22 protein-coding genes are annotated in these 25,240 nt (G+C 71.0%); 10 read left to right on the forward strand and 12 right to left on the reverse strand.

Going from position 1 to position 25,240, the window contains the following annotated elements; translation table 11 throughout:
- Positions 1 to 24 precede the first annotated feature (24 nt).
- Genes AB0B76_RS42680 through AB0B76_RS42690 form a run of 3 tightly spaced genes read left to right on the forward strand, consistent with a single transcriptional unit; the run spans position 25 to position 4,578 of the window.
- Positions 25 to 1,617: an FAD-dependent oxidoreductase gene (locus tag AB0B76_RS42680; RefSeq protein ID WP_360386670.1), complete on the forward strand. Its 1,593-nt coding sequence runs from the start codon at positions 25 to 27 to the stop codon at positions 1,615 to 1,617.
- Positions 1,618 to 1,660: 43 nt separating this feature from the next.
- Positions 1,661 to 2,917: a cytochrome P450 gene (locus tag AB0B76_RS42685; RefSeq protein ID WP_360386672.1), complete on the forward strand. Its 1,257-nt coding sequence runs from the start codon at positions 1,661 to 1,663 to the stop codon at positions 2,915 to 2,917.
- A gap of 32 nt (positions 2,918 to 2,949) precedes the next feature.
- Positions 2,950 to 4,578, forward strand: a complete 1,629-nt coding sequence (locus AB0B76_RS42690) for a GAF domain-containing protein (RefSeq protein WP_360386674.1) — start codon at positions 2,950 to 2,952, stop codon at positions 4,576 to 4,578.
- Here the strand turns inward: AB0B76_RS42690 and AB0B76_RS42695 are convergent.
- From AB0B76_RS42695 to AB0B76_RS42715, 5 genes are all read right to left on the reverse strand, one after another.
- A complete protein-coding gene (locus AB0B76_RS42695) occupies positions 4,531 to 6,078 on the reverse strand; it encodes a bifunctional 3-(3-hydroxy-phenyl)propionate/3-hydroxycinnamic acid hydroxylase (RefSeq protein ID WP_360386677.1) in 1,548 nt (515 codons plus the stop codon). The genes AB0B76_RS42690 and AB0B76_RS42695 overlap by 48 nt on opposite strands.
- Before the next feature lie 43 nt (positions 6,079 to 6,121).
- Positions 6,122 to 8,011 (reverse strand): acyl-CoA synthetase, encoded by a 1,890-nt coding sequence (locus AB0B76_RS42700; RefSeq protein WP_360386679.1) that lies wholly within the window; start codon positions 8,009 to 8,011, stop codon positions 6,122 to 6,124.
- Positions 8,008 to 8,946 (reverse strand): fumarylacetoacetate hydrolase family protein, encoded by a 939-nt coding sequence (locus tag AB0B76_RS42705; protein WP_360386682.1) that lies wholly within the window; start codon positions 8,944 to 8,946, stop codon positions 8,008 to 8,010. The genes AB0B76_RS42700 and AB0B76_RS42705 overlap by 4 nt, the downstream gene beginning before the upstream one ends.
- Positions 8,943 to 10,076 carry a VOC family protein gene (locus AB0B76_RS42710; RefSeq protein WP_360386685.1) on the reverse strand — a complete coding sequence of 378 codons (1,134 nt, stop codon included), beginning with the start codon at positions 10,074 to 10,076 and terminating at the stop codon, positions 8,943 to 8,945. Before AB0B76_RS42710 ends, AB0B76_RS42705 begins: the two co-directional genes overlap by 4 nt.
- 401 nt (positions 10,077 to 10,477) lie before the next feature.
- Positions 10,478 to 11,113, reverse strand: a complete 636-nt coding sequence (locus AB0B76_RS42715) for a TetR/AcrR family transcriptional regulator (protein WP_360386688.1) — start codon at positions 11,111 to 11,113, stop codon at positions 10,478 to 10,480.
- Positions 11,114 to 11,257: 144 nt separating this feature from the next.
- Here AB0B76_RS42715 and AB0B76_RS42720 point away from each other — a divergent pair, with 144 nt between their 5' ends.
- From AB0B76_RS42720 to AB0B76_RS42750, 7 genes are all read left to right on the forward strand, one after another.
- Positions 11,258 to 12,187, forward strand: a complete 930-nt coding sequence (locus AB0B76_RS42720) for a zinc-binding alcohol dehydrogenase family protein (RefSeq protein WP_360386690.1) — start codon at positions 11,258 to 11,260, stop codon at positions 12,185 to 12,187.
- Positions 12,188 to 12,458: 271 nt separating this feature from the next.
- Positions 12,459 to 14,159 carry an FAD-dependent oxidoreductase gene (locus AB0B76_RS42725; RefSeq protein ID WP_360386693.1) on the forward strand — a complete coding sequence of 567 codons (1,701 nt, stop codon included), beginning with the start codon at positions 12,459 to 12,461 and terminating at the stop codon, positions 14,157 to 14,159.
- Positions 14,160 to 14,236: 77 nt separating this feature from the next.
- Complete coding sequence (locus tag AB0B76_RS42730; RefSeq protein WP_360386696.1) at positions 14,237 to 15,070, forward strand: class II glutamine amidotransferase; 834 nt, start codon at positions 14,237 to 14,239, stop codon at positions 15,068 to 15,070.
- 76 nt (positions 15,071 to 15,146) lie between these two features.
- Entirely contained in the window at positions 15,147 to 15,656 is a 510-nt protein-coding gene (locus tag AB0B76_RS42735; RefSeq protein ID WP_360386698.1) for a MarR family transcriptional regulator, read from the forward strand.
- A gap of 152 nt (positions 15,657 to 15,808) precedes the next feature.
- The gene (locus AB0B76_RS42740) at positions 15,809 to 16,090 is read left to right on the forward strand and encodes a hypothetical protein (protein WP_360386700.1); all 282 of its coding nucleotides are present in this window, start codon (positions 15,809 to 15,811) and stop codon (positions 16,088 to 16,090) included.
- A 120-nt stretch (positions 16,091 to 16,210) separates the two neighbouring features.
- Positions 16,211 to 17,152 carry an NADP-dependent oxidoreductase gene (locus tag AB0B76_RS42745; RefSeq protein ID WP_360386702.1) on the forward strand — a complete coding sequence of 314 codons (942 nt, stop codon included), beginning with the start codon at positions 16,211 to 16,213 and terminating at the stop codon, positions 17,150 to 17,152.
- Between the two features lie 42 nt (positions 17,153 to 17,194).
- Positions 17,195 to 17,485, forward strand: coding sequence for a hypothetical protein (locus AB0B76_RS42750; protein WP_360386703.1), 291 nt, complete (start codon positions 17,195 to 17,197; stop codon positions 17,483 to 17,485).
- A gap of 394 nt (positions 17,486 to 17,879) precedes the next feature.
- Here the strand turns inward: AB0B76_RS42750 and AB0B76_RS42755 are convergent, their stop codons facing one another.
- The 7 genes from AB0B76_RS42755 to AB0B76_RS42785 all read right to left on the reverse strand — a co-directional run bounded on the left by AB0B76_RS42755 (position 17,880) and on the right by AB0B76_RS42785 (position 25,186).
- Positions 17,880 to 18,296 carry a cupin domain-containing protein gene (locus AB0B76_RS42755; protein WP_360386705.1) on the reverse strand — a complete coding sequence of 139 codons (417 nt, stop codon included), beginning with the start codon at positions 18,294 to 18,296 and terminating at the stop codon, positions 17,880 to 17,882.
- On the reverse strand, positions 18,293 to 19,132 hold the full coding sequence (locus tag AB0B76_RS42760; protein WP_360386707.1) for a phosphoenolpyruvate hydrolase family protein: 840 nt from the start codon (positions 19,130 to 19,132) through the stop codon (positions 18,293 to 18,295). Before AB0B76_RS42760 ends, AB0B76_RS42755 begins: the two co-directional genes overlap by 4 nt.
- A 1-nt stretch (position 19,133) precedes the next feature.
- The gene (locus AB0B76_RS42765) at positions 19,134 to 20,402 is read right to left on the reverse strand and encodes a Tm-1-like ATP-binding domain-containing protein (protein ID WP_360386708.1); all 1,269 of its coding nucleotides are present in this window, start codon (positions 20,400 to 20,402) and stop codon (positions 19,134 to 19,136) included.
- Positions 20,403 to 20,508: 106 nt separating this feature from the next.
- Positions 20,509 to 21,780 (reverse strand): trehalase family glycosidase, encoded by a 1,272-nt coding sequence (locus AB0B76_RS42770; protein WP_360386711.1) that lies wholly within the window; start codon positions 21,778 to 21,780, stop codon positions 20,509 to 20,511.
- 52 nt (positions 21,781 to 21,832) lie between these two features.
- Positions 21,833 to 23,425: a malate synthase A gene (gene aceB, locus AB0B76_RS42775; protein WP_360386714.1), complete on the reverse strand. Its 1,593-nt coding sequence runs from the start codon at positions 23,423 to 23,425 to the stop codon at positions 21,833 to 21,835.
- A gap of 29 nt (positions 23,426 to 23,454) precedes the next feature.
- On the reverse strand, positions 23,455 to 24,339 hold the full coding sequence (locus tag AB0B76_RS42780; RefSeq protein ID WP_360386717.1) for an SMP-30/gluconolactonase/LRE family protein: 885 nt from the start codon (positions 24,337 to 24,339) through the stop codon (positions 23,455 to 23,457).
- Between the two features lie 91 nt (positions 24,340 to 24,430).
- Positions 24,431 to 25,186 carry an FCD domain-containing protein gene (locus AB0B76_RS42785; protein WP_360386719.1) on the reverse strand — a complete coding sequence of 252 codons (756 nt, stop codon included), beginning with the start codon at positions 25,184 to 25,186 and terminating at the stop codon, positions 24,431 to 24,433.
- Between the last annotated feature and the right edge of the window lie 54 nt (positions 25,187 to 25,240).

Genomic DNA, 25,240 nt, shown 5'->3' on the forward strand with positions numbered 1-25,240 from the left:
CGGCGATCGGCCTAGCGTAAGACCATGCGACTGGTGGTCGATCTGACCCGGTGCCAGGGGTACGGGCAGTGTGTCTTTGCCGCGCCCGGGGTGTTCCAGATGCACGGCGACGAAGCACTGCTCTACGAGCCGAACCCGGACGACGCACAGCGGGAGAAGGTCCTGCGAGCCGCAGCGGCATGTCCGGTGCGGGCAATCGTGCTGGATCCGCGACCGCAGGAGGCGACCCCGGCCGCCGCCGGGACGCGACCCGCCAAGACGCCCACCGGCGTAGAACGGATCGTGATCGTCGGTGCGTCCCTGGCCGGACTGCGCGCTGCGGACACCCTTCGCCGCGAAGGCTTCACTGGGTCGTTGACGCTGATCGGCGACGAGCCCGACAAGGCGTACGACCGGGTGCCGCTGTCCAAACAGGTGCTGACCGGATGGGTGTCGGCACAGCACACGGCGCTGCCCCGCGGCGAAGGGCTGGACGCGGAATGGCGGCTCGGGCAGCCGGCCGTCGGGCTGGACCGGCGCAACAAGCGGGTGCTGCTCGCCGACGGCGAGGCGGTGCCCTTCGACCGGCTGCTGATCGCGACCGGGGTGCGGGCCCGGCCCTGGCACAACGCCGACGAGGCGAAGCTGGACGGCGTGTTCACGGTACGCGCCCGCGCAGACGCGGCCGGGCTGCGGCAGCGGCTGGCGGCCGGACCGGGGCACGTGCTGGTCATCGGCGCCGGGTTCATCGGCAGCGAGGTCGCCTCGGACTGCCGTGAGCTGGGGCTCCCCGTCACCGTCGTCGACCGTGGACCGGCACCGCTGGCCGGCGCGCTGGGCGCCGCGGTCGGCCGGGTCGCGGCCCAGATGCAGCGGGACGCCGGCGTCGACCTCCGCAGCGGCACGTCGGTGCTCGCGATCGAAGGCGACGGGGACGGGCGTGTTCGCCGGGCGCGGCTGTCGGACGGCAGCACGCTGGACGTCGACGTGGCCGTCGCGGCCTTGGGTAGCGAACGAAACGTCGAATGGCTCCAGGGGTCGGGCCTGGCCGCCGGTCACTGGGGTGTGGCCTGTGACGCGGGCTGTCGTGTGTTTGACGTCAACGGCGTGGTGACCGACGACATCTTCGTCGCCGGCGACGTGGCCCGATTCCCACACCCGCTCTACGAGTATCAGTTCATGGCCCTGGAGCATTGGGGGAACGCCGTCGACCAGGCCGAGATCGCGGCGCACAACATGACCGGCACCGGGCCGGACCGCTGGGCGCACCTCGCCCTGCCGGTGTTCTGGTCCACCCAGTTCGGCACCGAGATCAAGTCGATCGGGGTTCCCACGTTCGCCGACGAGATCGTCGTCGCGCAAGGCTCCGCGGCCGATCGCCGGTTCGTGGCCGCGTACGGCCGCCGCGGCCGTATCACCGCCGCGGTCGCCTTCGACCACGGGATGTGGCTCGACTTCTACCGCGACCTGATCGAGCAGGCCGCACCGTTCCCGCCGCGGATGCGCACCGTCGACCCGTCGCCCACTCGGCAGCCGGTTCCCGTGGAGATGCGGCCGGAGCCGTCCTTCCAGGCCACGGTGGTGCTCACCGGCCACCAACCGAGCGAGCGCCGCGCGGTGCTCGTGCACAGCGGCTGAGCGTTGCCGGGATCGTCGATCAAAGGACGGGAAGGAAACCGTGATGGCAGCGGCCAGCGTATTCGAACAGATCCTGGACCCCATGCACCGGGCGGATCCGTACCCCTTGTACCGGGAGTTGCGCAAGACCCCGGTCGTCCGCGAGACCGACGGCAGTTTCGTGGTCAGCAGATACCGCGACATCGTCGCGTTGCTGCACGACCCTCGCACCAGCTCGCGCGAGGTCGTCACGCTGCCGGGTTTCATCTCGAAGGATTCGCCGGAGCATGACCGCATCCGCAGGGTGATCGGCCGGCACTACGGCCCGCCGCACACACCCGAGCGCATCGACGGCATGGCGCCCGACCTGCTCGACGTGGTGACCGGGCTGATCGACCGTCTGGCCGGCAGGACCGAGGTCGACCTGGTGGACGACTTCGCGTACCCACTGCCCGTGACGGCGATCTGCCGCCTGCTCGGTGTGCCGCTGGAGGACGAACCCCGGTTCCACGCCTGGGCCGACGCCATCGTCGAGGGAGTCGATCCGCAAGCCAGGGACGAGCCGGCACGTCGTAAGGGTGCTGCCGCCGTTGCCGAAATGAGCGGCTACTTCGACACATTGGTCGACGCTCATCGCGCGATGCCGGGCCAGGATCTGCTCTCGGCGATGATCACCGACGCGCACACCTGGGAAGGAATGTCGCGGTCGGAGTTGCTGTCCAACGCCTGCCTGCTGCTTGTTGCCGGGCACGAAACCACAGTCAACCTCATCGCCAACGGGATGCTGACATTGCTGCGCCATCCGGAGATGCTCGACCGGATCCGCCGGGAACCCGACTTCGTCATCCTCACGGTCGAGGAGCTGCTGCGCTATGAACCGCCGGTGCACATCCTGATCCGCAAGGCACTGGACGACATCGACACCACCGGCACCACAATCCCGGCCGGCGCGACGATCCGGCTGGTCCTTGCTTCCGGCAGCCGGGATCCCGACCATGTACGCGAGCCGGACCGGTTCGATCCGGACCGCCACGATCTGGAGCGGGTGGAGTTCCGCCCCGACGAGAGCCAGCATCTGGGCTTCGGCGGCGGCGTCCACCACTGCTTCGGTGCGCCGCTGGCCCGGCTGGAGACCCAGATCGCGCTCACCGAATTGGCCCGGCGGCTGGAGCATCCCCGCCTGCTCGCCGACCCGCCGCCGTACCGGCCCAATCCCGTCCTCCGCGGTCCGCGACACCTGCCCGTCGCCCTCGACGGGGTCCGCACGGCCGAGGATCGCCGCACGCGAGGCACTACCGGGCTCGTGGAGTCGGTCTCCTGAGGAGGCCGGGCCGCAAGACTGACTCGGACCCTATGGAACCCACGCCGGAACGCAGCGCCGACGAGCTGAGGTGGCTCGCCGACGAACAGGCGTCGATGGGGCGGATCGCGATGCTCATCGCGCGGGGATCGCCGTCGCCGGTGGTGTTCGCGACAGTCGCCAAAGAGGTGGGCCGCCTAATGGACGCCGAGTCCGCGGCCGTGGCCCGGTACGACGCCGACGGCGCTGTGCCGGTCGGCGTTTGGGACCCGGCCGGGAACGCCGCAGCGACCGGCGAGCGGATCCCGCTCGGCGGGCAGGACGTTACCACGCGGGTCCACGAGACCGGCCGACCGGCGCGGATCGACCGGCGCTGCGCCGACGACGCCCACGCCGCCCGGTCGGAGCTCGGCGCGCCGATCACCGTCGAGGGCCGCCTCTGGGGAACGGTGGTCGCGTGGTCGCCGCGCGAGGCGGGCATTCCCGCCGACGCGGAGGGCACCCTGACGGATTTCGCCGACCTCATCGCGGTCACGATCGCCAGAACCGAAGCGCACGACAAGCTCCTCCAAGTCGCCGAAGAGCAGGCCGCGCTGCGCCGGGTGGCGACACTTGTCGCCCAGGGAGTGGGCCCGGAGCTGGTGTTCGCCGCGGTGGCCGAGGAGGTCGGCGCGCTCTTCGACGCCGACACTACGGTGATCGTGCGGTTCGAGCCGGACGGGGAGGCGACCCTGATGGGACGCGCCGGCTGCATCAACCTCGAACCGGGAGCGCGCCGGAAGCTCGACGAGCGCGCCCCTCAAACGCCCGTGCGCGAGACCGGCCACCCCGTCCGCTTCGATGTGGACGACCCGGCGTCGCCGGGCGTTCCCGCAAGCGCCCGCGCAGAAGGAATCCGCTCCGCCGTCGACGTACCGATACCGGTCGAGGGTCGCATCTGGGGCACGATCGGCGTCGGCTCCCGAGGTCGGCAGTTTCCTGCAGACACCGAGCACCGGCTGCACGAATACACCGAACTGATCGCACAGGCGATCGCGAACGCCGAGGCGCGCAGCGAACTGGCACAGACACGCGCGCGTCTCGTCGCCACCGCCGACGCAACACGCCGACGCATCGAGCGGGACCTGCACGACGGAGCCCAGCAACGGCTGGTATCGCTGGGGCTGCAGGTGCGGGCGGCGCAGTCCGCGTTCGGTGCGGAGCTCGACGGCATCGCGACCGGGCTGACCGAGGCGCTGGACGAGCTGCGCGAGATCGCGCACGGAATCCACCCCACGATCCTCGCCGAAGGCGGTCTGGTTTCCGCCCTCAAGGCGCTCGCCCGCCGATCGTCCGTGCCTGTGGAGCTGAACATGCAGACGTCAGTGCGGCTGCCTGAGCCGCTCGAGGCCAGCGCGTACTACGTGGTCGCCGAGGGGCTGACCAATGTGGCCAAGCACGCGCAGGCCTCCGTCGCCACGGTCACCGTCGAGGTCGTCGGCCAGCAGGTACGTGTTTCGGTCCGCGACGACGGTACCGGCGGGGCGACCTTCACCGGCAGCGGCCTTGCCGGCCTCAAGCAACGCGTCGAGATGCTCGGCGGACGGATCTCCCTTGACAGTCAGCCCGGGGCCGGGACGACCCTGCAGGCAGAGCTACCACTCACTGTGGCCGACGGCGGCATCGGCACGAGTTCCGCATGACCCTCTCAACGGCAGGGCGGCGCACAGGCCCCGCAGGTCGCGCCGAGCACGCATCACCGTGCCGTCCGGGCGCACGACGGCGGCGCATGCGCCGCCTTGCATCAGCCACCGGTGCAGTTGACTGCCGGGTGGGGCGGCGACCATCACCGCGCCGCGCCGTTCGATCTCGGCTCGTTGCGCAACGGACGGCACGATGGACGTGACCAATGCAAACCGGCCTGCTGCCACGTCGTCGAAGCGGCCGGCGCCGTCGACGACCGCGTTCGGGCACAGCGTGCCCGCCAGGCTGCGGCGCAGCCGTTGCCGCAGCACCAGGGCGGATCGGCGCAGCGCCGGTGTCGCGCTGTGCATGACCTGCTGCCTGAGGCCGGGTATGAGGCGCCACCGCGGCGTCACCACGCGGCGGATGATGTTGCCCAGCCGGCCGCCGCCCGTCATCGCGGTGCCGAGCAGTATCGCCAGCCTGATCATGGCGCGAGCGTGGGCCTTGCGTTCGATCTGGTAGGTGTCGAGCACAGTGTCCGGCAGGGTCCCGTCGAGCACCCCGGCCAGTTTCCAGGCAAGGTTCATCGCGTCGCGCAGCCCGGCGGACATGCCTTGACCGATGAACGGCGGGGTGAGGTGGGCGGCGTCGCCGAGCAGAAACACTCGCCGGTCGCGCCACCGGTCGGCAACCTGCCCGCGGAAGGTGTACTCGGCCACTCGCAGGATGTGCAGCGCCTCGGCCGGGATGTCCCTGGTCCACGGCATGATCAGCGGACGCAGGTGGGTGATGTCGCGGAAGTCCTCGTCCGTCTCACCCGGCGTCAGGCGGAACTCCCATCGGTAGCGGGTGCTCCCGACACGCATGTACGTGGCCGCGCGGGCGGGATCGCAGACCTGATGGACGCCTTCCCAATGGCCAAGGTCGACGTCGGTGGCCACGTCGACGACGAGCCACCGCTGCGTGAAGCGCAGATCCTGCATCCTGGCGCCGACCGCGGCCCTGGTGAGGCTGTTGGCGCCGTCGCAGCCCAGGACATAGTCGGCGACGACGTGGTACCGCGTGCCGGTGATCCGGTCGGTGACGTCGACCCGCACGCCGCCGGCCCCCTGGGTGAGCGCGGTGACCTCGGTGCCGCCGCGCAGGGTCACACTGCCGTACCGCCTCAGGTTCCCGCGCAGGATCGCTTCCAGCTCAGGCTGGTCGAACATGCTTCCCTCGGGATAGCCGTGCCGACCGTGCTCGCCGTCGCGCCGGAACTCGGCCAGCACCCGCATGCTGCGGTCGACGAGCCGCAGCCCTCGGTGCGGCCTGGAGATCGCGGCGAACTCCTCGCGCAGCCCGAGGCGCGCGAGGATACGGTGGACCTCGTCGTCGAGGGCGACCGCACGCGGCTGCGGGTAGACCGACTCCCACCGCTCCAGCAGCAGGCACTCGACGCCGTACTGGCCCAGCAGCGTCGCGGCGGTGAGCCCCGTCGGGCCCGCGCCGACGATGACCACGCACACCGCGCTCACCGCGTCACACCGAAGTGGAGCGCGAGAGCGGCATCCGTCCGTGTCATGACAGCACCACCAATCGCCATCCGACGGCATAACGATCAACGACGGCCTTGACGGCCGCAACGTCGGCGGACGCAGAGACCTTCACGGTGGCGACGATGGCGCTGCCCTCGATCATGGCTTCGACGTCGCGCACCCCGGCGATCTCGTCGAGCGCGGCGAGGAGCTCCCTACGGGTGGCGTCCGTCCGCAGCGCGAGCCTGTACAGCTTGCCCACGGCGGTGACGGGTAACGCGTCGAGGACCGTCACGGCCTTGGGTGCTGCGGCAGGGTCTGATACCCGCTCGCGTGCCCACTCACGCAGGTCGTCCTCGGTGACCGCAGCACCGGGCGCAAGGGTGACGTAGGCGACGGGTACCTCGCCGGCGTAGGCGTCGGGGCGCCCGACCGCGCCGGCCGCGGTGACCTCGGCGTGGGCCAGCAGCGCGTCCTCGATGACGGCGGGGTCGATGTTGTGCCCGCCGCGGATGATGAGGTCCTTGGCCCGGCCGGCGAGGTAGACGAAGCCTTCGCCGTCGATGCCCGCGAGGTCACCGGTGTCCAGCCAGCCGTCGACCAGCTTGCCGAGCCCGTCCAGGACGTGGCCGTGCTCGCCGCGGCCGATCACGTAGCCGGGGAAGACGCAGGGGCCGCCGATCGCCAGCAGGCCGGTCTCGCCGGCGGGCAGGTCCTCCCAGGACCCGTCCGCCGCGGGACGGACCACCCGCATCTGCTGGTACGGCAGGCGCTGCCCGACCGCCCGCGGCCGCGGCGCGTCCGGGAAGCTGCGCGCGCTCGCGCAGGTCGCCTCGGTCAGCCCGTATCCCTCGACCAGGCTCGCCCTGGTGTGGGCCTGGAAGCCGTTGCGCACCGCGGTGGGCAGCGGCGCGGCCCCCACCATCGGCCACCGCAAGCTGCTGATGTCGGCGTCGACCGGGCACTGCGCCAGCGTGGTGTACACGGTGGGCACGGCGCTCATGGCGGCGATCCGATAGTGCTCGACGATCTTCCAGAACTCGCCGTACAGGGCAGGATCCCGATAGCCGGGCGGCCCGGCCCACACCACCGTCTGCCCCTTGAACAGCGGCGCGAGCAGGGTGACGACGAGTGCGTTGACATGGAACAGCGGAAGGGCCGCGAAGACCACCGTCTCCGGGTCGAACAGGTTGCTGGCGGCCAACATCCACGCGTCGACGACCTCGTTGGCGTGCGTGTGCGCGGCCAGTTTCGGGGCACCGGTGGTGCCGCCGGTGTGGAACATCGCGGCAAGATCCGATGAGCGGGGCGAGTCACCCTCGAACACCGACGGGTCCATGGCTGCGGCGAGCTCGCTGAGGTAGCCGCTGCGTACGCCCTCGACGGCGGGCAGCGGCGCGGGCGTGCCGGCGGCGCCCGTGGGCCGCAGTACGAGGATCGTGTCGAGCAGGCCGTCGCGGGCGAGCGCCAGCGCGGTGTCCCAGGTGTCCGGCGCGAGGTCGGGCCCGGCCGTGACCAGCACCCGGGCACCGGACTGCCGGAACAGTTCGGCGAGGTGGTGCCGGGACAGGCCACCGCTCAGCGGCGCCGCGATCCCGGCGAGCTGCGCGGCCAGCGTCCCGATGATCAGCTCGGCGCAGTTCGGTGCCATCAGGGCGACCGCGTCACCGCGCCGCACCCCGAAGTTGCGCAGCAGGTTGGCGTATTGGTGGACGTCGCGCAGAAGCTCGGCGAAGGTGCGGCGCAACGGTTCCCGCCAGCGGGTGGCGTCGGGCAGGACGTTGACCGCCGTACGGTCGGGCCAGTGTGTCGCTGCTCGCGCGAGCAGCGCATACGTCGATTCGGGCAGGCCCCGTGCCTCGAGCGGTACGGCTTCGATCGTGGCCAGGTCGTCGGGCGTGGCGTAGTCGGGCCACAGCAGGTCTTCGGTCATCGGGCGTACTTCACGACCGTGCGCTGCCGGCCGAGGTCGATCGCGTCGTCGTCGGTGGCGATCGCGGTCTCGACGACATCGCCGTCCTGAAGATACCGAGAGTTGCGGGCCTGGCCGCGGAAGAAGAGCTTCCATTTCACCGCGGGTGGCAGCAGCGAGACGACGAACATGACCGGCTTCGGCGGGGCACTCAGGGCGGTCCCGACGGGCGTGCCGGTCAGCAGCAGGTCGCCGGGGTCGAGTCGCTGGAAGCGGGTCAGCGCCTGCAGCGTCTGGACGGGCTGGTAGATCATGTCGGCGGCCGTCATGTCCTGCCGGAGTTCGCCGTTGACCCGCAGCTGCAGCCGCAGGTCGGTGAACCGCTTGAGCTCGTCGGCGTCGAGCAGCACCAGCGCGGGGCCGACCGGGGTGAAGGTCGGGTACGACTTGGCCTCGTAGAACTGGGTCTGCGGAAGCTGGACGTCCCGTGCCGAGATGTCGTTGGTGATCACCAGGCCCGCGACGTAGTCGGCGATGTTGTCCGCGGTGACGGTCGTGCCGACGGGCATCTGCCGGCCGAGGACGAGCCCGATCTCCGCCTCGTAGTCCAGCAGCCGCACGTGGCCGGGGCGGACCACGTCGTCGAACGGGCCGCTGATCGAGCCCGACGTTTTGCGGAAGAATGTCAACGGGACCGTCTCGGGATTACCGTTCGTGTCCCGGACGTGCGAGGCGAAGTTCGTCATCTGGGCGACGACGCGGCAGGGTGCCGTCACCGGGGAGACCAGGTCGAGGCCGTCGACCGGGACAGTGTCCCTGCTCGTCGTGGCCGCGAGGATTGCCGGCCGGTCGGCCAGCAGCCCGGCGGTGGTCGTGGCCATGGTGTTCACCTTGGCGGCGCCGGTGGGGGTGAGCACCCACCAGGCGTCGGCGGTACGGAGGACGGAAATGCTCATGAGGTGGCTACTTTCAGCAGGCCGCGGAGGCGGTCGAGGTCGAACTCGTTGTCCTGGCGCAGCGCGCCGATGACGGCGCGAAGCTCGCGAAACGCCTCCCGGCCCGGTTTGAGGCCGAGGAAGTCCCTGGTCACGGGCGGCCCCCACTGGGCAAGCCCGGAGGCGCTCATCGGCGCCCAGCCCGGCTCGAGCGTGCAGTCGAACAGGTCGCCGTCGCTGAAGTGCTCGACGAGGAAGCCGTCCGGGTCGCGCCAGTAGTCGAAGAGCTGGCTGCCCTGGATATGCCGGCCGATCCCCCAGGACCGCTGGTAGCCCCGTTCGAGCAGGTACTGCCCGCCGCCGGCCAGCGCGTCGAGGTCGGCGACTTGATAGGCCGAGTGCACGTAACGGTTGGCCGGTCCGAGGACCATCGCGAGTGTGTGGTGATCGGTGGGCGTGCTGCCGCGGTCGCAGCGGATGAAGCTCATGACCGGGCCGCGCTCGCGCTGCCCCTGGTAGTGGAGGAAGTCGCTGACGATCAGGCCCAGGTGCTCGAGATACCAGTCGAGCGTCTGGAGGTACTTCGTGGTCTGCAGCACGACGTGACCGAGCCGCTGCACCGCAGCCGGCTCCCGCGGCGGCCGTTGGGTGGCGTTCACGCGCGCTACGTCGTGCCCGACGTTGAACGTCAGCGGCAGCTGGGCGGGTAGCGCGGGGAGTTCGTGCGTGTCCGCGACGACGCGGACCCGCACGCCGCTCGGGTCGAGCAGCTCCACACCCACCCCACCCAGGCTCTCCGGCAGCGCGGCGACCGTCCTGCTCGTGGCGTCCGCGAGCCGTAGTACGTCGGTGGGGTCGGCGGCCTGGAAGGCGGCGCCGGCGAACCGCGACCGGGCGCCCCGGCGGATGAGTACACAGGGGGCACCCGCGTCGGTACCCCGCAGATGCAGCTCATCGGCGGTCCGTAGCGACGCGGTGAAGCCGAAGGCCCGGGCGAACACCTCAGCCCGGCCAAGATCGGGCTTCTCGAACTCCAGCCAGGCCAGGTCGTGCACCTTGACGACCGGGTTACGAGCTCTCCCCGGGTGCTCGCTCCGCAGGGCGCCGTGCTCGCTGTGCAGACCGGCGTGCGGGTCATGTTTGTCGATCACCGTGACCTCCCCCTTCGCGAAACTGACGAAATCTTCACTTCCGAAGGTAGCGTCAGTCAAGTGCCTCTTTCCGGACCCGGGAAGCGCAGTAGCCGATCCCGTACGCGCCCACGCCGCGGATGCGCCGCCACACGAGCAACGGCGCTCAGGTGATCATCTGGGTCTGCGACGGCCGGGCCGGCCCAGCACGGGAACGCCAACGCACGAAGCACGATCACCGGGCGCGCAGCCCGGGCACGGTGCCGCGACGGCCAGCGGCGACCGTTATCTGGTTGAGCAGTGGCGGCACTCACCGCAACGGAGCCGCCGCCGGTGACCCCAGCACCGCGCCGGATGACGGGGGGCTGCCCATGCCACCCGCGGGGGCTGGTCCGGCGCGCAGGCCCAACCGCGGTGCGCGCTCAGGTGAGGTCGGGTAGCGGTCGCCGGCAGATGTCGTGGGCCTGGTCGGCGGGCAGGCCCAGCATGCGGAGCAGGTCTTCGGTGACCTGGTCGGTGGCTTGCGCGTCGTCGCGTTCCGGGTGGTCGTGCAGCAGTTGGCCGAGGCACAGCGCGGCGCCGGCCACGATGGTCATGGCCAGTTCCGGGTCGCGCACGCTGAAGCGTCCAGCGCGCACGCCGTCTTCGATGTCGCGGCGGGCCCGTGGCGCGAGTCCCCGGTCAGAGGCTGCCAAGACCAGGCCGTTGGCGAGCAGGACCTTGCTCAGCTCGGGACTGCGCCGGTGGAGGCGCCCGGTCAGGCGGAAGCTCTGGGCAAAGACGTGGGCCGGGTCGTCGAGATCCTGGGTCAACTCGTCGAGCAGGGCACCGTGGCGTTCGAAGGCGTCCTCCACGGCGGCGTTGAAGAGCTGTTCCCTGCTGTCGAAGTGGTTGTAGAACGAGCCCATGCCTACGTCCGCGGTCTGCGTGAGCTCGAGGATCGGCACGTTGAGCTTCCCGGCGGCCATGAAGGTCTGGGCGGCGCGCACCAGCGCGGCCCGGGTGCGGGCCTTGCGCCGCTCCAGCCGGTTCGGCGTACTGCTGGTCGGCTGAGCCATGCGGCGTACTCCCGTGCAGGTCGTCGTCGCCCGCCACCTTACCAGCGATCTTCAGCGGTGAGGAAATCGTCAGGAAGGCCAGACTGACGCTAGGCTCGTGAGTGACGATTTCGTCAGCAACGTTTGATCGAACGGAGCCCCACTATGTACGCGGCCGTCGTCCACGAATTCGCCTCGCCGCCACACCACAAGGAGATTCCCGATCCGCAGCCCGCCGACGGTACGGTGCTCGCCCGCGTGGAGGCGAGCGCCGTGCACCAGATCGTCCGGTTGATCGCGTCCGGCAGGCACTACAGCGGCGCGGCGCGGCCACCGTTCGTGCCCGGCATCGACGGCGTCGTGCGGCTGCCCGACGGCCGTCGCGTCTACACCGGCGGATTGCCGCCGCCGTACGGCATGCTCGCCGAGCTCGCCGCCGTACGGCCGCAGGGCATCGCGGTCCCCGACGGGCTGAGCTCCGCCGTGGCGGCGGCGATCGTGAACCCGGCGCAGTCGTCGTGGCTGCCGCTCACCGCCCACCTCGCGCCCGGCGCCACCGTGCTCGTGCTCGGCGCCACGGGCGTCTCCGGTTCCCTCGCGGTACAGGCAGCCCGCCTCAAAGGCGCCGCAAGGGTGATCGCCGCCGGCCGCAACGCCGCGGGGCTGCAGCGCTGCCGCGAACTCGGCGCCGACGCGGCCGTCGAACTCGGCGACGGATTCGCCGACCGCCTGCGCCACGCCGCACCCGACGGCGTCGACCTGGTGCTGGACTACCTGTGGGGCCCCGCCGCCCTCGCCGCACTCGCCGCACTCGACAAGCTCGTCGCCCCGTCGTGGCGCGAGACGCGGTGGCTGCAGATCGGATCGGCCGCAGGCGCGTCGATCGAGTTCGATGCGGCCCTGGTACGCAGCCGTAACCTCCGACTCAGCGGACACGGCATCGGCAGCGGCGATCCGGCCGCCGCGCTTCCGGCGATCGCGGAGGTGCTGCAGGCCGCGGCCGAGGGACGGCTCACGATTGACCTCGAGTCCGTTCCCCTGCGCGACATCGAGCAGACCTGGGACCGTCGCGCCCGCCTGGTGTACGAGCCGTGATGCACAGACCGGTTCCCGGGTCAGGCGATGGCGGGTGCGCGGGCGCTGCCCAGGCGTCACGGATGCCGGTAGCGCTGAGGGCGACGATCCGCTGAACCCCGGCGGCGGCTTCGCTCGCGGGCGCCGGGCGCCGCCCGCGCGTTCCCCGCCCAGCAGTCGAGCACGGCGGGCGTGGCGAACCACGACCTCACCCGGCGTGCGCGAACGGTTGGTGGGCGCCACCACGGGTATGCATGCGGGGTTTGCCGTACCGAGGCGAGGGGGAAACGCGATGAGCGAGCAAGCTCCGCCGGTACTGTTGCTGGTCGGCGGCGACCGCGAGCGAATCGGCACGATGCAGCAGGCACTCGATCGGCGCTTCGGCGCCGACTACCGCGTCCTCACTGAGACCGCCCCAGAGCGGGCGCTGTCCGCGCTGGCCCAGTTGAGAGACCGCGACGAGCAGGTCGCGGTGCTGGTCGCGGACCTGGCTCTGCCCGGCATGACCGGCGAGGAGTTCCTGCGGCGAGCCCACGAGCTGCACCCCTTCGCCCGCCGGGCGCTGGCGGCGCCGATCTTCGACCGCCCGGCCGAACAGGCGATCTTCCGCGCGATGGCGCTCGGGCGGGTGGACATGATCCTGGTCCGACCGTGGGACCCGGCCGAGCATTGGCTGTACCCCCGCATCGGCATGATGCTCGACGAGTGGGTCCAGGAGACCCAGCCTTCCGGGGTCAACGCGATGCGGATCGTCGCGGAACCGGGCGCGCCGCGCAGCCATGCGTTGCACGACCTGCTGTACCGCAACGCGGTCCCGTTCCAGACGTTCTCGCCCAGCTCGCCGGAGGGCCGGCGGCTGCTCGACACGGCCGGCCGGGACGAGCAGCGGCTGCCGGTCTGCGTCTACTTCGACGGGCGGGTGCAGGCCGACCCGTCGGTGCCGCAGATCGCCGAGATGCTGGGGTTCCACAGCCGACCCCAGGCCGACCACTACGACATGATCGTCATCGGAGCCGGCCCCGCCGGACTGTCAGCCGCCCTGTCCGGTGCCTCGGAGGGACTGCGCACCTTGCTGGTCGAGCCACAAACGGTCGGCGGGCAGGCCGGCGCCACGTCGCTGATCCGCAACTTCCTCGGCTTTCCGTTCGGCGTCAGCGGCAAGATGCTCACCATCCTCGCCCGCGGCCAGGCGCTGCTGTTCGGCGCCGAGCTGGTCTTTGACCGCGCCGTAGGCCTCCACACACCCGGCCGACAGCACCTGGTCACCCTGGCATGTGGCAGTGAGGTGACCGGCGACGCCGTCGTGCTGAGCATGGGCGTGCGGTACCGCCGGCTGGACGCGCCCGGCGTCGAGGACCTGCTCGGTGCCGGCGTCTTCTACGGCGCCGCGCTGTGCGAGGCACCGGCCGCTCGGGGCCAGTCCATCTACATCGTCGGCGCCGGCAACTCGGCCGGCCAAGCCGCCGTCCATCTCGCGCGGTTCGCCGAACACGTCACCCTCCTGACCCGCGGGAAGTCGCTGTCCACCAGCATGTCGACGTACCTCATCGAGCAGATCAGCGCGCGTCCGAACATCACGGTCCGCGCCAACATGCAGGTCGTCGGCGCCGCGGGCGCCGGGAGGCTGGAGCAGCTCACCCTGTACGACGCGGCCGTCCGGCGCACCGAGGCGGTCGCCGCATCGGCGCTGTTCATCCTCATCGGCTCCCAGCCCACTACCGACTGGCTGCCCGCCGCACTCATGCGAGACCCAGCCGGCTTCCTCCTCACCGGGCCGGACCTCGTGGCCTACCGGCAACTCTCCACCAGTTGGCCGTTGACCCGCCCTCCGCTGCCGATGGAGACCAGCGTTCCCGGTGTATTCGCCGCCGGCGACACGCGCCACGGATCCACGAAACGCGTGGCGGCGGCCGTCGGTGAGGGTGTCGCCGCCGTGCAATTCGCCCACCGGCACTTCGAGGACCTCGCCGAGCAGCGGCCGGCAAGGCGGTAGGTGCGCCGGCTACCTGGTTGAGACGCAGCTGCGGCCGAGTCAGACTCGTGTTGTAGGGACGATGATCGGAGGCGGCGATGTGTCGGTGGCTCGCGTACTCGGGCTCGCCAATTCTGCTCGAGGAGATCCTCTACAAGCCGGACCATTCGCTGATCGACCAGAGCCGCCACGCCCGCCTCGGCGTGGACACCACCAACGGCGACGGGTTCGGCGTCGGTTGGTACGGCGTGGGCGATGTCCCCGGGCTGTTCCGCGCCGTCGGCCCGGCGTGGAGCGACCGCAACCTCCACGAGCTGGCCGCCCATGTCAGATCGCCGCTGTTCCTGGCGCACGTCCGCTCCTCGACCGGAACGTCGGTCCAGCAGACGAACTGCCACCCGTTCCGGTTCGAGCGATGGCTCTGGATGCACAACGGCTCCATCGCCCAGTTCGCCACGTTGAGACGCGACCTCATGCTGGCCGTCGACTCCGGGCTCTTCCCCGCGATCGAAGGATCCACCGACTCCGAGCTGATGTTCCTCCTGGCGCTCACCTTCGGCCTGCGCGACGACCCACCCAGCGCGGTGGCCCGCATGGTCGGGTTCGTCGAGGCCGTCGCGCGCCGGCACGACGTCGCGAACCCGGTACAGATGACCGTCGCCACGTCCGACGGATCGACGGTCTGGGCGTTCCGGTACTCCACGCGGCACGAATCCCGGTCGCTGTTCTACAGCACCGAGACCCGGTGCCTGCGCATGCTCCACCCGGAAATTCCCACGCTCCGGCTGGTATCGGACGAGTCCCGGCTGATCGTCTCCGAACCGTGGGGCGACCTGCCGGGCGTCTGGAACGAGGTGCCGGAATCGACGTGCAGCGTTATCAGGGACGGACAGGACGTGATCCACGCCTTCCACCCGGAGTCGCCGAAATGACGCCGGCAATTTCACCGCGATGCGGCAGGACGACACCGGAAGCGCACTTCGAATTCAAAGCAAGTACGATCATGGGGTGGTTGACCCGGCGCCCGGCCTGAGCTCGGAGCAACTCTGGGCGTACTTCGCGCTGATGGAGGTCAGCAGCCTCCTGCAGTACGCGGTGGACGAGCACCTGCGCGCGGACGGCGACCTCAGCTATGTGCAGTTCCAGATCCTGGCCCGGCTGGTTGACGCGCCCGAGGGCAGACTGCGAATGACGGACCTGGCCGACGGCGTCGTCTACAGCCGCAGTGGGCTCACCTACCAGGCCGGGTTGCTGGACAAGCGCGGCCTGGTCACCCGCTCACCGTCGCCGGACGACGAGCGCAGCGTCGTCGTGACCGTCACCGCCGCCGGCCGGGACCTGATCGTCCGCGTGTTGCCCGGGCATGTCGACCGCGTCCGGCAGCTGCTGTTCGAACCGATGACCGGCAAGGATCTCGCCGCCCTCAGTACCGTCCTCGGCCGGGTTCGCGACCATATGCGCGCCGCCCCGCCGCGCTCGGCGGCGGGGCGGCGGGGCGGCCGTAAGCGAACCGACTGAAAGGGCGGAGTGAGCGATGGACCGAGCATTGCTGGCCGACTTTCTCCGGCTGCGCGCCGCGCCCTGCGCGACGAGCAGGTCAGTCCGGCCATGAGGCGCATCGTCTAGCACCTCCCGGACACGCCCGCGACCGTGTTCTCCGCTTCGGCGAGGTGCTGTTGCAGACCCGTCCGGCGGCCGCCCTGTTCGGCGACTACCCCCGGCTCGGCGGGGCGTCGCCCTACCTGGTACAAGGCTGGTTCACCGACCCGGCGGCACGCCTCCGACGCTACCGGCTTGCCGAGCTGGGCGAGCTGGGCGAGCTGGGCGAGCTGGAGCTGTACCGCCAGGCTTTGTTGGATCCCGTGGAGCGGCAGCTGCTGCTGGTCTTCACAGCCATCCCCGGCTCCCAGAGCGACGAGAAGCTCCGCCTCCTGGCGGCCGCGGGCGACTAGGTTCCGGCGGCTGTCGGCCGGCTCACACCGTACACCAGTTGCTTCGAATTTGAAGCGTGCTATGGTCAGAAAGTGCTTCGAATACGAAGCACTTGGCCAAGGAAGAGACGAGGGCTCGCGATGAAGGCAGTGCGTTTCCACGAGTACGGCGACCCGGGCGTCCTGCGTTACGAGGACGCCGAGCAGCCCGCCCCCGGCACCGGGCAGGTGCTGATCCGGGTCGCCGCGACGTCGTTCAACGGCGTCGACGGCAACATCCGCGCAGGTTTCATGCAGGGTCCGATCCCGGTGACGCTGCCGCACACGCCGGGCATCGACGTGTCCGGCACGGTTGCCGCGCTGGGCGAGGGCGTGGAGGGTTTCCAGGTCGGCGACCGGGTCGTCGGGTTCCTGCCGATGGTCGGCAACGGCGCGGCCGCGGAGTACGTCGTGGCTCCCGCCGAGATTCTCGCGCCGGCGCCCACGAGCGTCCCCTTGATCGACGCTGCGGCACTGCCGATCGTGGGCCTTACCGCGTGGCAGGCGCTGTTCGACCACGCGAAGCTGGCCGCGGGTCAGCGCGTGCTGATCAACGGCGCGGGCGGCGCGGTCGGCGGCTACGCCGTGCAGCTGGCCAAGAACGCCGGCGCGTACGTGATCGCCACGGCCGGCCCGCACAGCAGCGACCGGGCCAAGGCGGCCGGCGCCGATGAGGTCATCGACCACACCACCGCCGCGGTGACGTCAGCGACGGACCCGGTCGACGTGGCGCTCAACCTGGCGCCGATCGAACCGGCGCAGCTGAGCGCGCTGCTCGACCTGGTCCGTGCGGGCGGTGTGCTGGTCAACACCACGGTGTGGATGCCCGCGCCCAGCGACGAGCGGCGCGACGTCCGCGGCATCGACCTGTTCGTCCGCAGCGACGCCGCCCAGCTGGCACATCTGGTCACACTGGTCGACTCCGGCGCATTGCGCGTCGACGTCGCCCAGCGGGTTCCCCTCGCCGAACTGCCGGCCGTACACGCCCAGGCCGCCGCGGGTGCGCTGCCCGGCAAGACCGTCATCGTCGCGCCCGCGGCCTGAGCATCAGCCCCCAGCCCACATCCCAGGACAGGAGAATCCTCGATGGCTCACGACAACGTGATCGCGGTGCTCGGTGCGACCGGCACGCAGATCGCCGCGGCGCTCGGCACGGCGATCGGCGAGCCGGTGGCCTACCGCCCGCCCACCCACGACCAGGTCCGCGGTCTCGGGTTCCCGGGGGCGGACGAGCTGGGAAACATGTTCCAGTACTACGCCGAGTTCCCCGGGTCGTACCTCGGCCGCCGCGACCTCGAGGCCGCACGCGCGTTCAACCCGGATCCGCTGAGCCTGACCGGCTTCCTGGCCGCGCACCGTGCCGAACTCACGGCCTGACCGACCGCCCCTCGACTCACCTGACCCGACGGCCGCCCTGAGACGGACGACCGTCGGGGAGTGCAGCGGTGCGGCGCCGGCCGGGGCGACCGGCTACTCGTAGGCGAGGGTGTCGCTGACGGTCAGCGGCGGGTGCATCGAACCCGCCGAAGACGTCGACCGGATGTTCCGGACCGCCGCCGCGCCAGCCGTCCGCGGGACTGCGCCACATGCCCCCGGCAGCCGTGAACGGGCTGCGCAGCGGATCCACGTCGCTGCCGGCGGCCGCCCCCTGACTCGATCGGATCGCGGAGAACTGGAGGCCGCCTCGCCGGCCGGCGCCGGAGTGACGCCGAGCTGACCGCGGACCTCCCATTGTCGCGCGGGCGTACGGTTGAGGCGGCCACCAGTGGGATCAGCGGACCTGGCTCCAGGCGGGTGCGACGCCGGGCTCGAGGATGCGGGCGTCGGGCAGGCCGTCGAGGCCGGTCTCGGCGCCGCCCGGGGTGTAGACGACCACGAGCCGCAGCGGGCGCCAGGTGGTGTTGTAGGTCGAGTGCAGCGTGTTGGCCGGGATGTACACGGCGTCGCCCTCGCGGATCGGGAACGCCGGGCCGTCGCCGACGGTCTGCTCACCCTCGCCGGAGATCACGTAGATGACCTCCTCCTCGTTCGGGTGCACGTGCGGCGCGTGGCCCTGCGCCGGGTAGACGATCACCTCGCCGGTGGTCAGCCCGGCACCCTCGTCGAGATGCGGGGTGACCAGCCACTTGATGGTGCCCCAGTCGAACACGCGGGTGGGGTTGTCGTCGGGGCGGCGGAATGTCGTCATGCGGGCTCCTGATCCGTGGCCGTGATGGACTTGAACGCCACCAATTGGGCCTCGATGGCCCGCTCGGTGGGCAGGCGCTCGACCGAGGAGGCCCCGAAGAAGCCGACGACGCCGGTGGTGTTGGCGAGGATGTAGCGGGCGTCATCCGGCTCGGCGATGGGACCGCCGTGGCAGAGCACGATGATGTCCGGGTTGACGGCGACGGCGGCGTCGCGCATCGCCTGCACCCGGGCCGCGGACTCCTCCAGGCTCAGCGCCGTCCGCGCTCCGATCGAGCCGCTCGTGGTCAGCCCCATGTGCGGCACGAGCACGTCGGCGCCGGCGTCGGCCATGGCCGCGGCCTGCTCGACGTCGAACACGTAGGGCGCGGTGAGCAGATCCCGCTCGCGGGCCAGCCGGACCATGTCGATCTCGAGCCGGAAGCTCATTCCGGTCTCTTCCAGGTTCTGCCGGAAGACCCCGTCGATCAGCCCGACGGTCGGGAAGTTCTGCACCCCGGCGAAGCCGAGAGCGGCGAGCTCGTCGAGGAAGCGGTCCATGACCCGGAACGGGTCGGTGCCGTTGACGCCGGCCAGCACCGGGGTGTCCCGGACGATCGGCAGCACCTCGCGGCTCATGTCCACGACGATCTGGTTGGCGTCGCCGTAGGCCAGCAGGCCACTGAGCGAGCCGCGGCCGGCCATCCGGTAGCGGCCCGAGTTGTAGATGATGATCAGGTCGGCCCCGCCGGCCTCGGCGGCCTTGGCCGAGATGCCGGTGCCGGCCCCGGCGCCGATCACCGGCTTCCCGGCCGCGACGGTGTCCCGGAGCCGGGCCAGGGCGGTCGTACGGTCCATGTCAGGCCACCATCGTCGGGCGCCGCGCCGCGATGAGCGCGTGCAGCCGGTCGGCCGCCGCGATCGCGAGCTCCGGTTCGTTGACGTGCAGCCGGGAGTCGACGACCTCGACACCGCTCCCCGCGACCGCGCCGAGCACCGCGTCGAACAGCGCGGCCGAGGCCTCCGGGTCCTGGAACGGCATGCCGGGAGCGTCCAGCGCGGAGACCCCACCGCGGGGCGCCACGAGCACCGTCGGGCCGGCGGCGTTCGCGAGCTTGCGGCCGATCCGCCGGCCGAGCTCGGCGTTCTCCTCCGCGGTGGTGCGCATCAGCGTGACGGTCGGATTGTGCTCGAAGAAATGCCGGTCGGCGAAGGCCGGCGGCACCGTCTCCCGCGGGCCGAAGTTCACCATGTCCAGCGCGCCGAGGCTGACCACCTGCGGTATCCCCGCGGCCCCGGCGGCGGTGAGGCGGTCCGGCCCGGCGGTGAGAACGCCGCCGACGAGGTCGTCGGCGAGCTCCGTGGTCGTCAGGTCGAGCACCCCGGCGAGCAGGCCGGACCGGGCGAGGCCCTCCAGGGCCCGGCCGCCGGAACCGGTGGCGTGGAAGACGAGCACCTCGTAGCCGAGCTCCTCCAGACGGGCGCGGGCGGCCTCGACGGCGGGCGTGGTGACGCCGAACATCGACGCGGCGACCAGCGGCCGGTCGCCCACCTCCGGCGCCCGCCGCGCGTAGGCGGTCGCCATGGCGGCGATCCCCGCGGCGGCGTTGCCGAGGATCGCGCGGGAAATCTGGTTGATGCCGGAAATGTCAACCACGCTGTACATCATGGTCACGTCGGCCGCCCCGACGTACGGCGACACATCTCCGGCGACCATTGTGGACACGAGCAGCTTCGGCAGGCCGATGGGCAGGTCCCGGACGGCCCGGGCGGCGACGGAGGAGCCACCGCTGCCACCGAGCGCGAGCACGCCGTGCACGGCGCCCCGGGCGGCGATGGGGCCGAGGACGGCGGCCGCCCCCTCGCCCATCGCGGTGACCGCAACGCCGCGGTCGTTGCCGTCACGCAGCGCGGCGATGCTGGTGCCGGCCGCGGACGCCAGCTCGTGCTGGCTGATCACGGTCGACGACGCCGCCGGGAGGACGACGGGCGGGCGGATGCCGGCATCGAGCACGAGCACGCCCACGCCGTGGGCCGCCAACCGCTCGGCCACCCATGCGTATTCGGCGCCCTTGGTGTCGAGCGTGCCGACCAGAGCGACGGTCGGCTGTTCGGGGGGTTCGGTCATGTCCGGGCTCGCTGTGTCGTCGGTATGAGTAGCGTCACGGACCCATCCTGAATCCCGTTTTGAAACGTGTCAACAAATCGGGGCGGCGCGCCCGTCCCGCAGCGGCTCAGAACTCCGTCGCCATCGGGCGGTTGTTGAGGAACGCGATCATCTGCAGGACCAGGAAGTTCCAGTTCTGGAAGTTCCTGGTCATGATCGGTTCGCCGCTGTCCGGATGGTAGAACTCGTGCAGGCAGCCGGTGGTCTCCAGGTCCTGCCCGAACAGCCGGACCGTCTTCTCGGCCAGGTCCCGCGCGTCGTCGGTGAAGCCGTACTTGAGCAGGCCGCGGAACACCAGATAGTTGCTGATCCCCCAGATCGGGCCGAGCCAGTTGGACGGGTTGTTGGACGCGCGAAGGTCGTACATCTTCTCCAGCCTGGACAGGGACCGGATCCCGTAGGTCGCGGCGAAGGTTCGCGGGTCACGGATCCGCTCGACCATCCGCTCCGCCTGTTCCCTGGACGCGAGTCCCGCCCACATCGGCAGGAAGCTCGACCAGCTGTCGATCCGCAGCAGCAGCGACGACCAGGCCCGCGGCGCTCCACTGTGGAGCCAGTCGGCCGGATCGACGGGCCGCAGCCCGAGGTCGGCGCTGTAGAAGGTCCCGTCGCGCTCGTCCCAGCAATGCCGGTTGATCGCATCCGCGAGGTCCTGGGCGCGGCGCCGCCACCGCACCGACTCCTTCGTCTCGCCGAGCCGCTCCAGCAGTTCCCCGTACGCCAGCAGCTCGCGGTACATCAGGCTGTTGAGGTAGATGGCGGCGGTGCTCTTCGCCGGTCGGAAGTAGACCGACGGGTCGTTGTCGACGCCGATCGCGAAGTCGGTCTGCCAGTACACGAGGCCGGTCTCCTCGTGGTGATGACGGGTGAGGTATCCGGTGAGGAACGCCTCGAGCTTGCTGAGATGGGGGCGCAGCCACTCGGCATCCCCGCGCCGCCGCGCCAGGAGGGCGGCGTGCTGTACCAACACAGGCTTATGGGTGTTCTGATGCCGGACGTAATCCTCCTCACTGCCGAAGTCACCGTGCCGGAGGCTGCCCTCGGGGTTGAGCTGGATCGGCACGAAGCCGTCGTCGGTGGCGTGGTCGAGGAAGTTGAGGATGCTCCCCTCCTCGTACTGCGCGAACCGCCCCGGCTGCCCGGTCTCCGCCTCGACCTGGGCCAGCACGACGCTCACCCACCAGGAGTCCCAGTCCCACAGGTGGCCGCTGTAGTACGGCGAGTCGGGGCTGCTCGGGACCAGGAACGGGTGCCGGAGGATGCCCACCGGCTCGCGCGTCATCTCGTCGCTCTTCGCGAGGATGTGCGCGCTGAGGAGTGACGCGTAGCGGTCGATCATGTTGTTCCTTCCATCAAATGAGCGCGCGCAGGTCTCCCGTGTCCACTGTGGATCAGATGAGCTCGGCGGCCGCGACCGTGAGGAAGTCGGCGAGCTCCTCATCGAGCACGAGTCGCTCGACGACGGCGACCGCCTGGTCGACGTGCTCGGCGGCGCCCCCGGCCAGTTCGGCCCGGGCGGTCGCGGCCTCCTCGGCGATGTACCGCCGCACCAGGTCCGCCGTCACGGGCCGGCCGTCGCTCAACGCGACGTTGTTGCGCCGCCACTGCCATATCTGGGACCGGGCGATCTCGGCGGTCGCGGCGTCCTCCATGAGGTTGTGGATGGCCACCGCACCGTTGCCCGACAACCATGTCGCCAGGTACCGCAGCGCGACGGAGACATCGTTGCGAAGTCCCGCTTCGGTGGCCGCCGCCCCGGTCCCGGCGATGGTCACGAGGTCCGCCGGCGCCACGTCCACATCGGAGCGCTGCCGGTCGACCTGGTTGTCCCGGTCACCGAGCACGGCCGCGAACTCGGTGGCGCACAGGGGAACCAGGTCCGGATGGGCGACCCAGGACCCGTCGAACCCGTCGGTCGCCTCCCGCCGCTTGTCCTCGCGGACCTTCGTGAGCGCGGTCGCGTTGACGGCCTCGTCGCGGCGGCTCGGGATGAAGGCGGCCATGCCACCGATCGCCATCGCGCCGCGCCGGTGGCAGGTCGAGACGAGCAGTTCCGTGTAGGCCCGCATGAACGGGGCCGTCATGGTGACCGCGTTGCGGTCGGGCAGGACGTACTCCGCACCGGCGTCCTGAAACACCTTGATCATGCTGAACAGGTAGTCCCAGCGGCCGGCGTTCAGGCCGGCGATGTAGTCGCGGAGCGCGTACAGGATCTCCTCCATCTCGAACGCCGCCGGCAGGGTCTCGATGAGCACGGTGGCTCGGACGGTCCCGGCCGCGACGCTGAGCGCCTCCTCCGCGTGGCGGAAGATGTCGGCCCACAGGCGCGCCTCTTCCGCGCTCTCCAGCTTGGGCAGATAGAAGAACGGGCCGTCGCCCCGCTCGGCCAGGAGGTGCGCGTTGTGGAAGAAGAACAGACCGAAGTCGACGAGCGCACCGGCGACGGGCCGGCCGTCGACCACGACATGCCGCTCGTCGAGGTGCCAGCCGCGCGGCCGGACGACGATGACGGGCAGGCGCCCCTCGTGCAGTCTGTACTCGCGCCCGTCCGGGGAGCGGAAGCTGATCGTCCGTGCGGCCGCGTCCCGGAGGTTGACCTGGCCGCTCACCACGTTGTCCCAGTGCGGTGTGTTCGCGTCCTCGAGGTCGGCCAGCCACACGTCGGCACCGGAGTTCAGCGCGTTGATCGCCATCTTGCGCTCGGTCGGCCCGGTGATCTCCACCCGTCGACGGCGCAACGCGGGCGGAATCGGCGCGACCCGCCAGCTCGCGTCCTCGCGGATGTGCCGCGTGTCCGCGCGCCATTGCGCGCCGTCGCGGCCGGCTTCCGCGATACGGCGCCGCCGCGCCGGGCGCTCGGCCAGCAGCGCCGCGCGCCGCTCGCCGAAGGTCCGCTGCAGCCGCGCGACGAACTCGAGGGACCCGAGAGTCAGCACCGAGCCGCTTCCCGCGACCTCGCTCGCCGTGACCTGCATGTCCGCCATGTCGCACTCCGTTTACTGCTATGGCCGCCTCATCGGCCCGCGCATTGCGCGTCCGTCGTGGCGGTCCGAATCCGATAGAGACTCGTCGAAGCGGTGATGTACAGCGTGCGGCCGTCGCCACCGCCGAAGCACAGATTCGATACCTTCTCGGGTACCGGTATCGCGGCCAACCGCTCGCCGGTCGATGAGAACACCTGCACCGAGTCCGCACTGGAGCTCCAGATGCGACCCTCGGCGTCCACCCGCATACCGTCCGTGGCGCCCGGGCGCACCTCGACAAGGTCCCGGCCGCCCGTACACCGCGCGCCGTCGACGACGTCGTAGGCGCGGATGCCGCGCGGGGCGCCGGGCACCTGCAGATAGCCCGTGTCGGCCACGTACAGCACCGATTCGTCCGGCGAGAACGCGAGGCCGTTGGGATGCACCATGTCGGTGATGACCGGGTCCACCGTGCCGGACGCCTCGTCGAAACGGAAGACGAAACATCCGTCGTACTCGGGCCGGCCCGGGTGGCCCTCGCGCCCGCTCTCGTGGATGCCGTACGGCGGATCGGTGAACCAGATTGTGCGGTCGCGCGCCACCACGACATCGTTGGGCGAGTTGAACCGTCCGCGCGCCCAGCGGTCGACGAGGGTCTGCGGGCCGTCGTCCGACTCCCGCTCGATCGCCCGCCGGCCGTGACTGCACTGTACGACGCGGCCCTGGCGATCGAGGGTCCGCCCGTTCGGATATTCGGCATCGGTCCGCAAGACGTGGGTGGCGCCGCTGGCCTCGTCGTACTCGAGGATGCGGTTGCCGGGAATGTCGCTCCAGCGCAGCCGGCGCAGCGCCGGCAACCACACCGGACCCTCACCCCACGTGGCCCCGGTGAACAGGTGCTCGAGGACCGCATCGGGCGGGAAAAGGTCCGTCACGGTGGCCAACGTACAGGCCGTTGATACGTTTTAAAAGCCACCCGGCGCAGATTTGACACGTTTCATTTCGGCGTGACCGGCGCCCGGCGGGTCAGCGGGCGGGCGACTCCGCCGTGCTCGCGTCGGCCAGCAGCCGCCGGCCCGCCGTGACCATGTGCACCGCCATCGCCGAGGCGGCCGCGTCACCGCCGCCCGCCACGATCGCATCGTGGATCGCGACGTGCTCGGAGATGGCCAGGCTCACGTGCTCGGGCTCGTGCACGGCCCGATCCACCCACACCCGCAGCAGCGACCGGATGATCCGGAGCAGGTCGACCAGGGTCGCATTGCCGGTCGCGTCGGCCAGCTCCTGGTGGAAGCGCTGATCGGCCTCGACGAACGCGGGGATGTCCTCCTGGGAGCGGCGCATCTGCTGCAGGTGGCCGCCGAGACGGGCGACGCTGTCCGGACTCATCCGCTCCGCGGCCATGCGGGCCGCGTAGATCTCGAGCGCGCCGCGGAGCTCGACCAGATCCTCGGTGCTGCGCCGCCCGATCAGCATGCCCCAGCTGAGACTCTGCGGCAGCAGCTCGCTGGTGCTGCCGCGCAGGAAGGTGCCGGCACCGGCCCGCACCTCGACGATCCCGAGGATCTCGAGCGCTGCGAGCGCCTCGCGGACGGCCGACCGGCCCACGCCCAGCGTCGCCGCGAGCTGCCGCTCGGGCGGCAGGCGCGTGCCGGGCTCCAGGCTGCCGCCGGTGAACAGGTCGAGCAGGCTCGTCGCCACCGCCGACACCGCGCTCCCCGACGGCAGCGTGCCGAGCGCGGCACCGATCTCCGCCGAGCGGTCATCGCGGTACGCGGGCATGCCAACACGATAGCGGAGCGTGCGGTGGCAACTGCGTCTTCCCAAAACCGGTCA

The organism is Dactylosporangium sp. NPDC049140 (assembly GCF_040648435.1).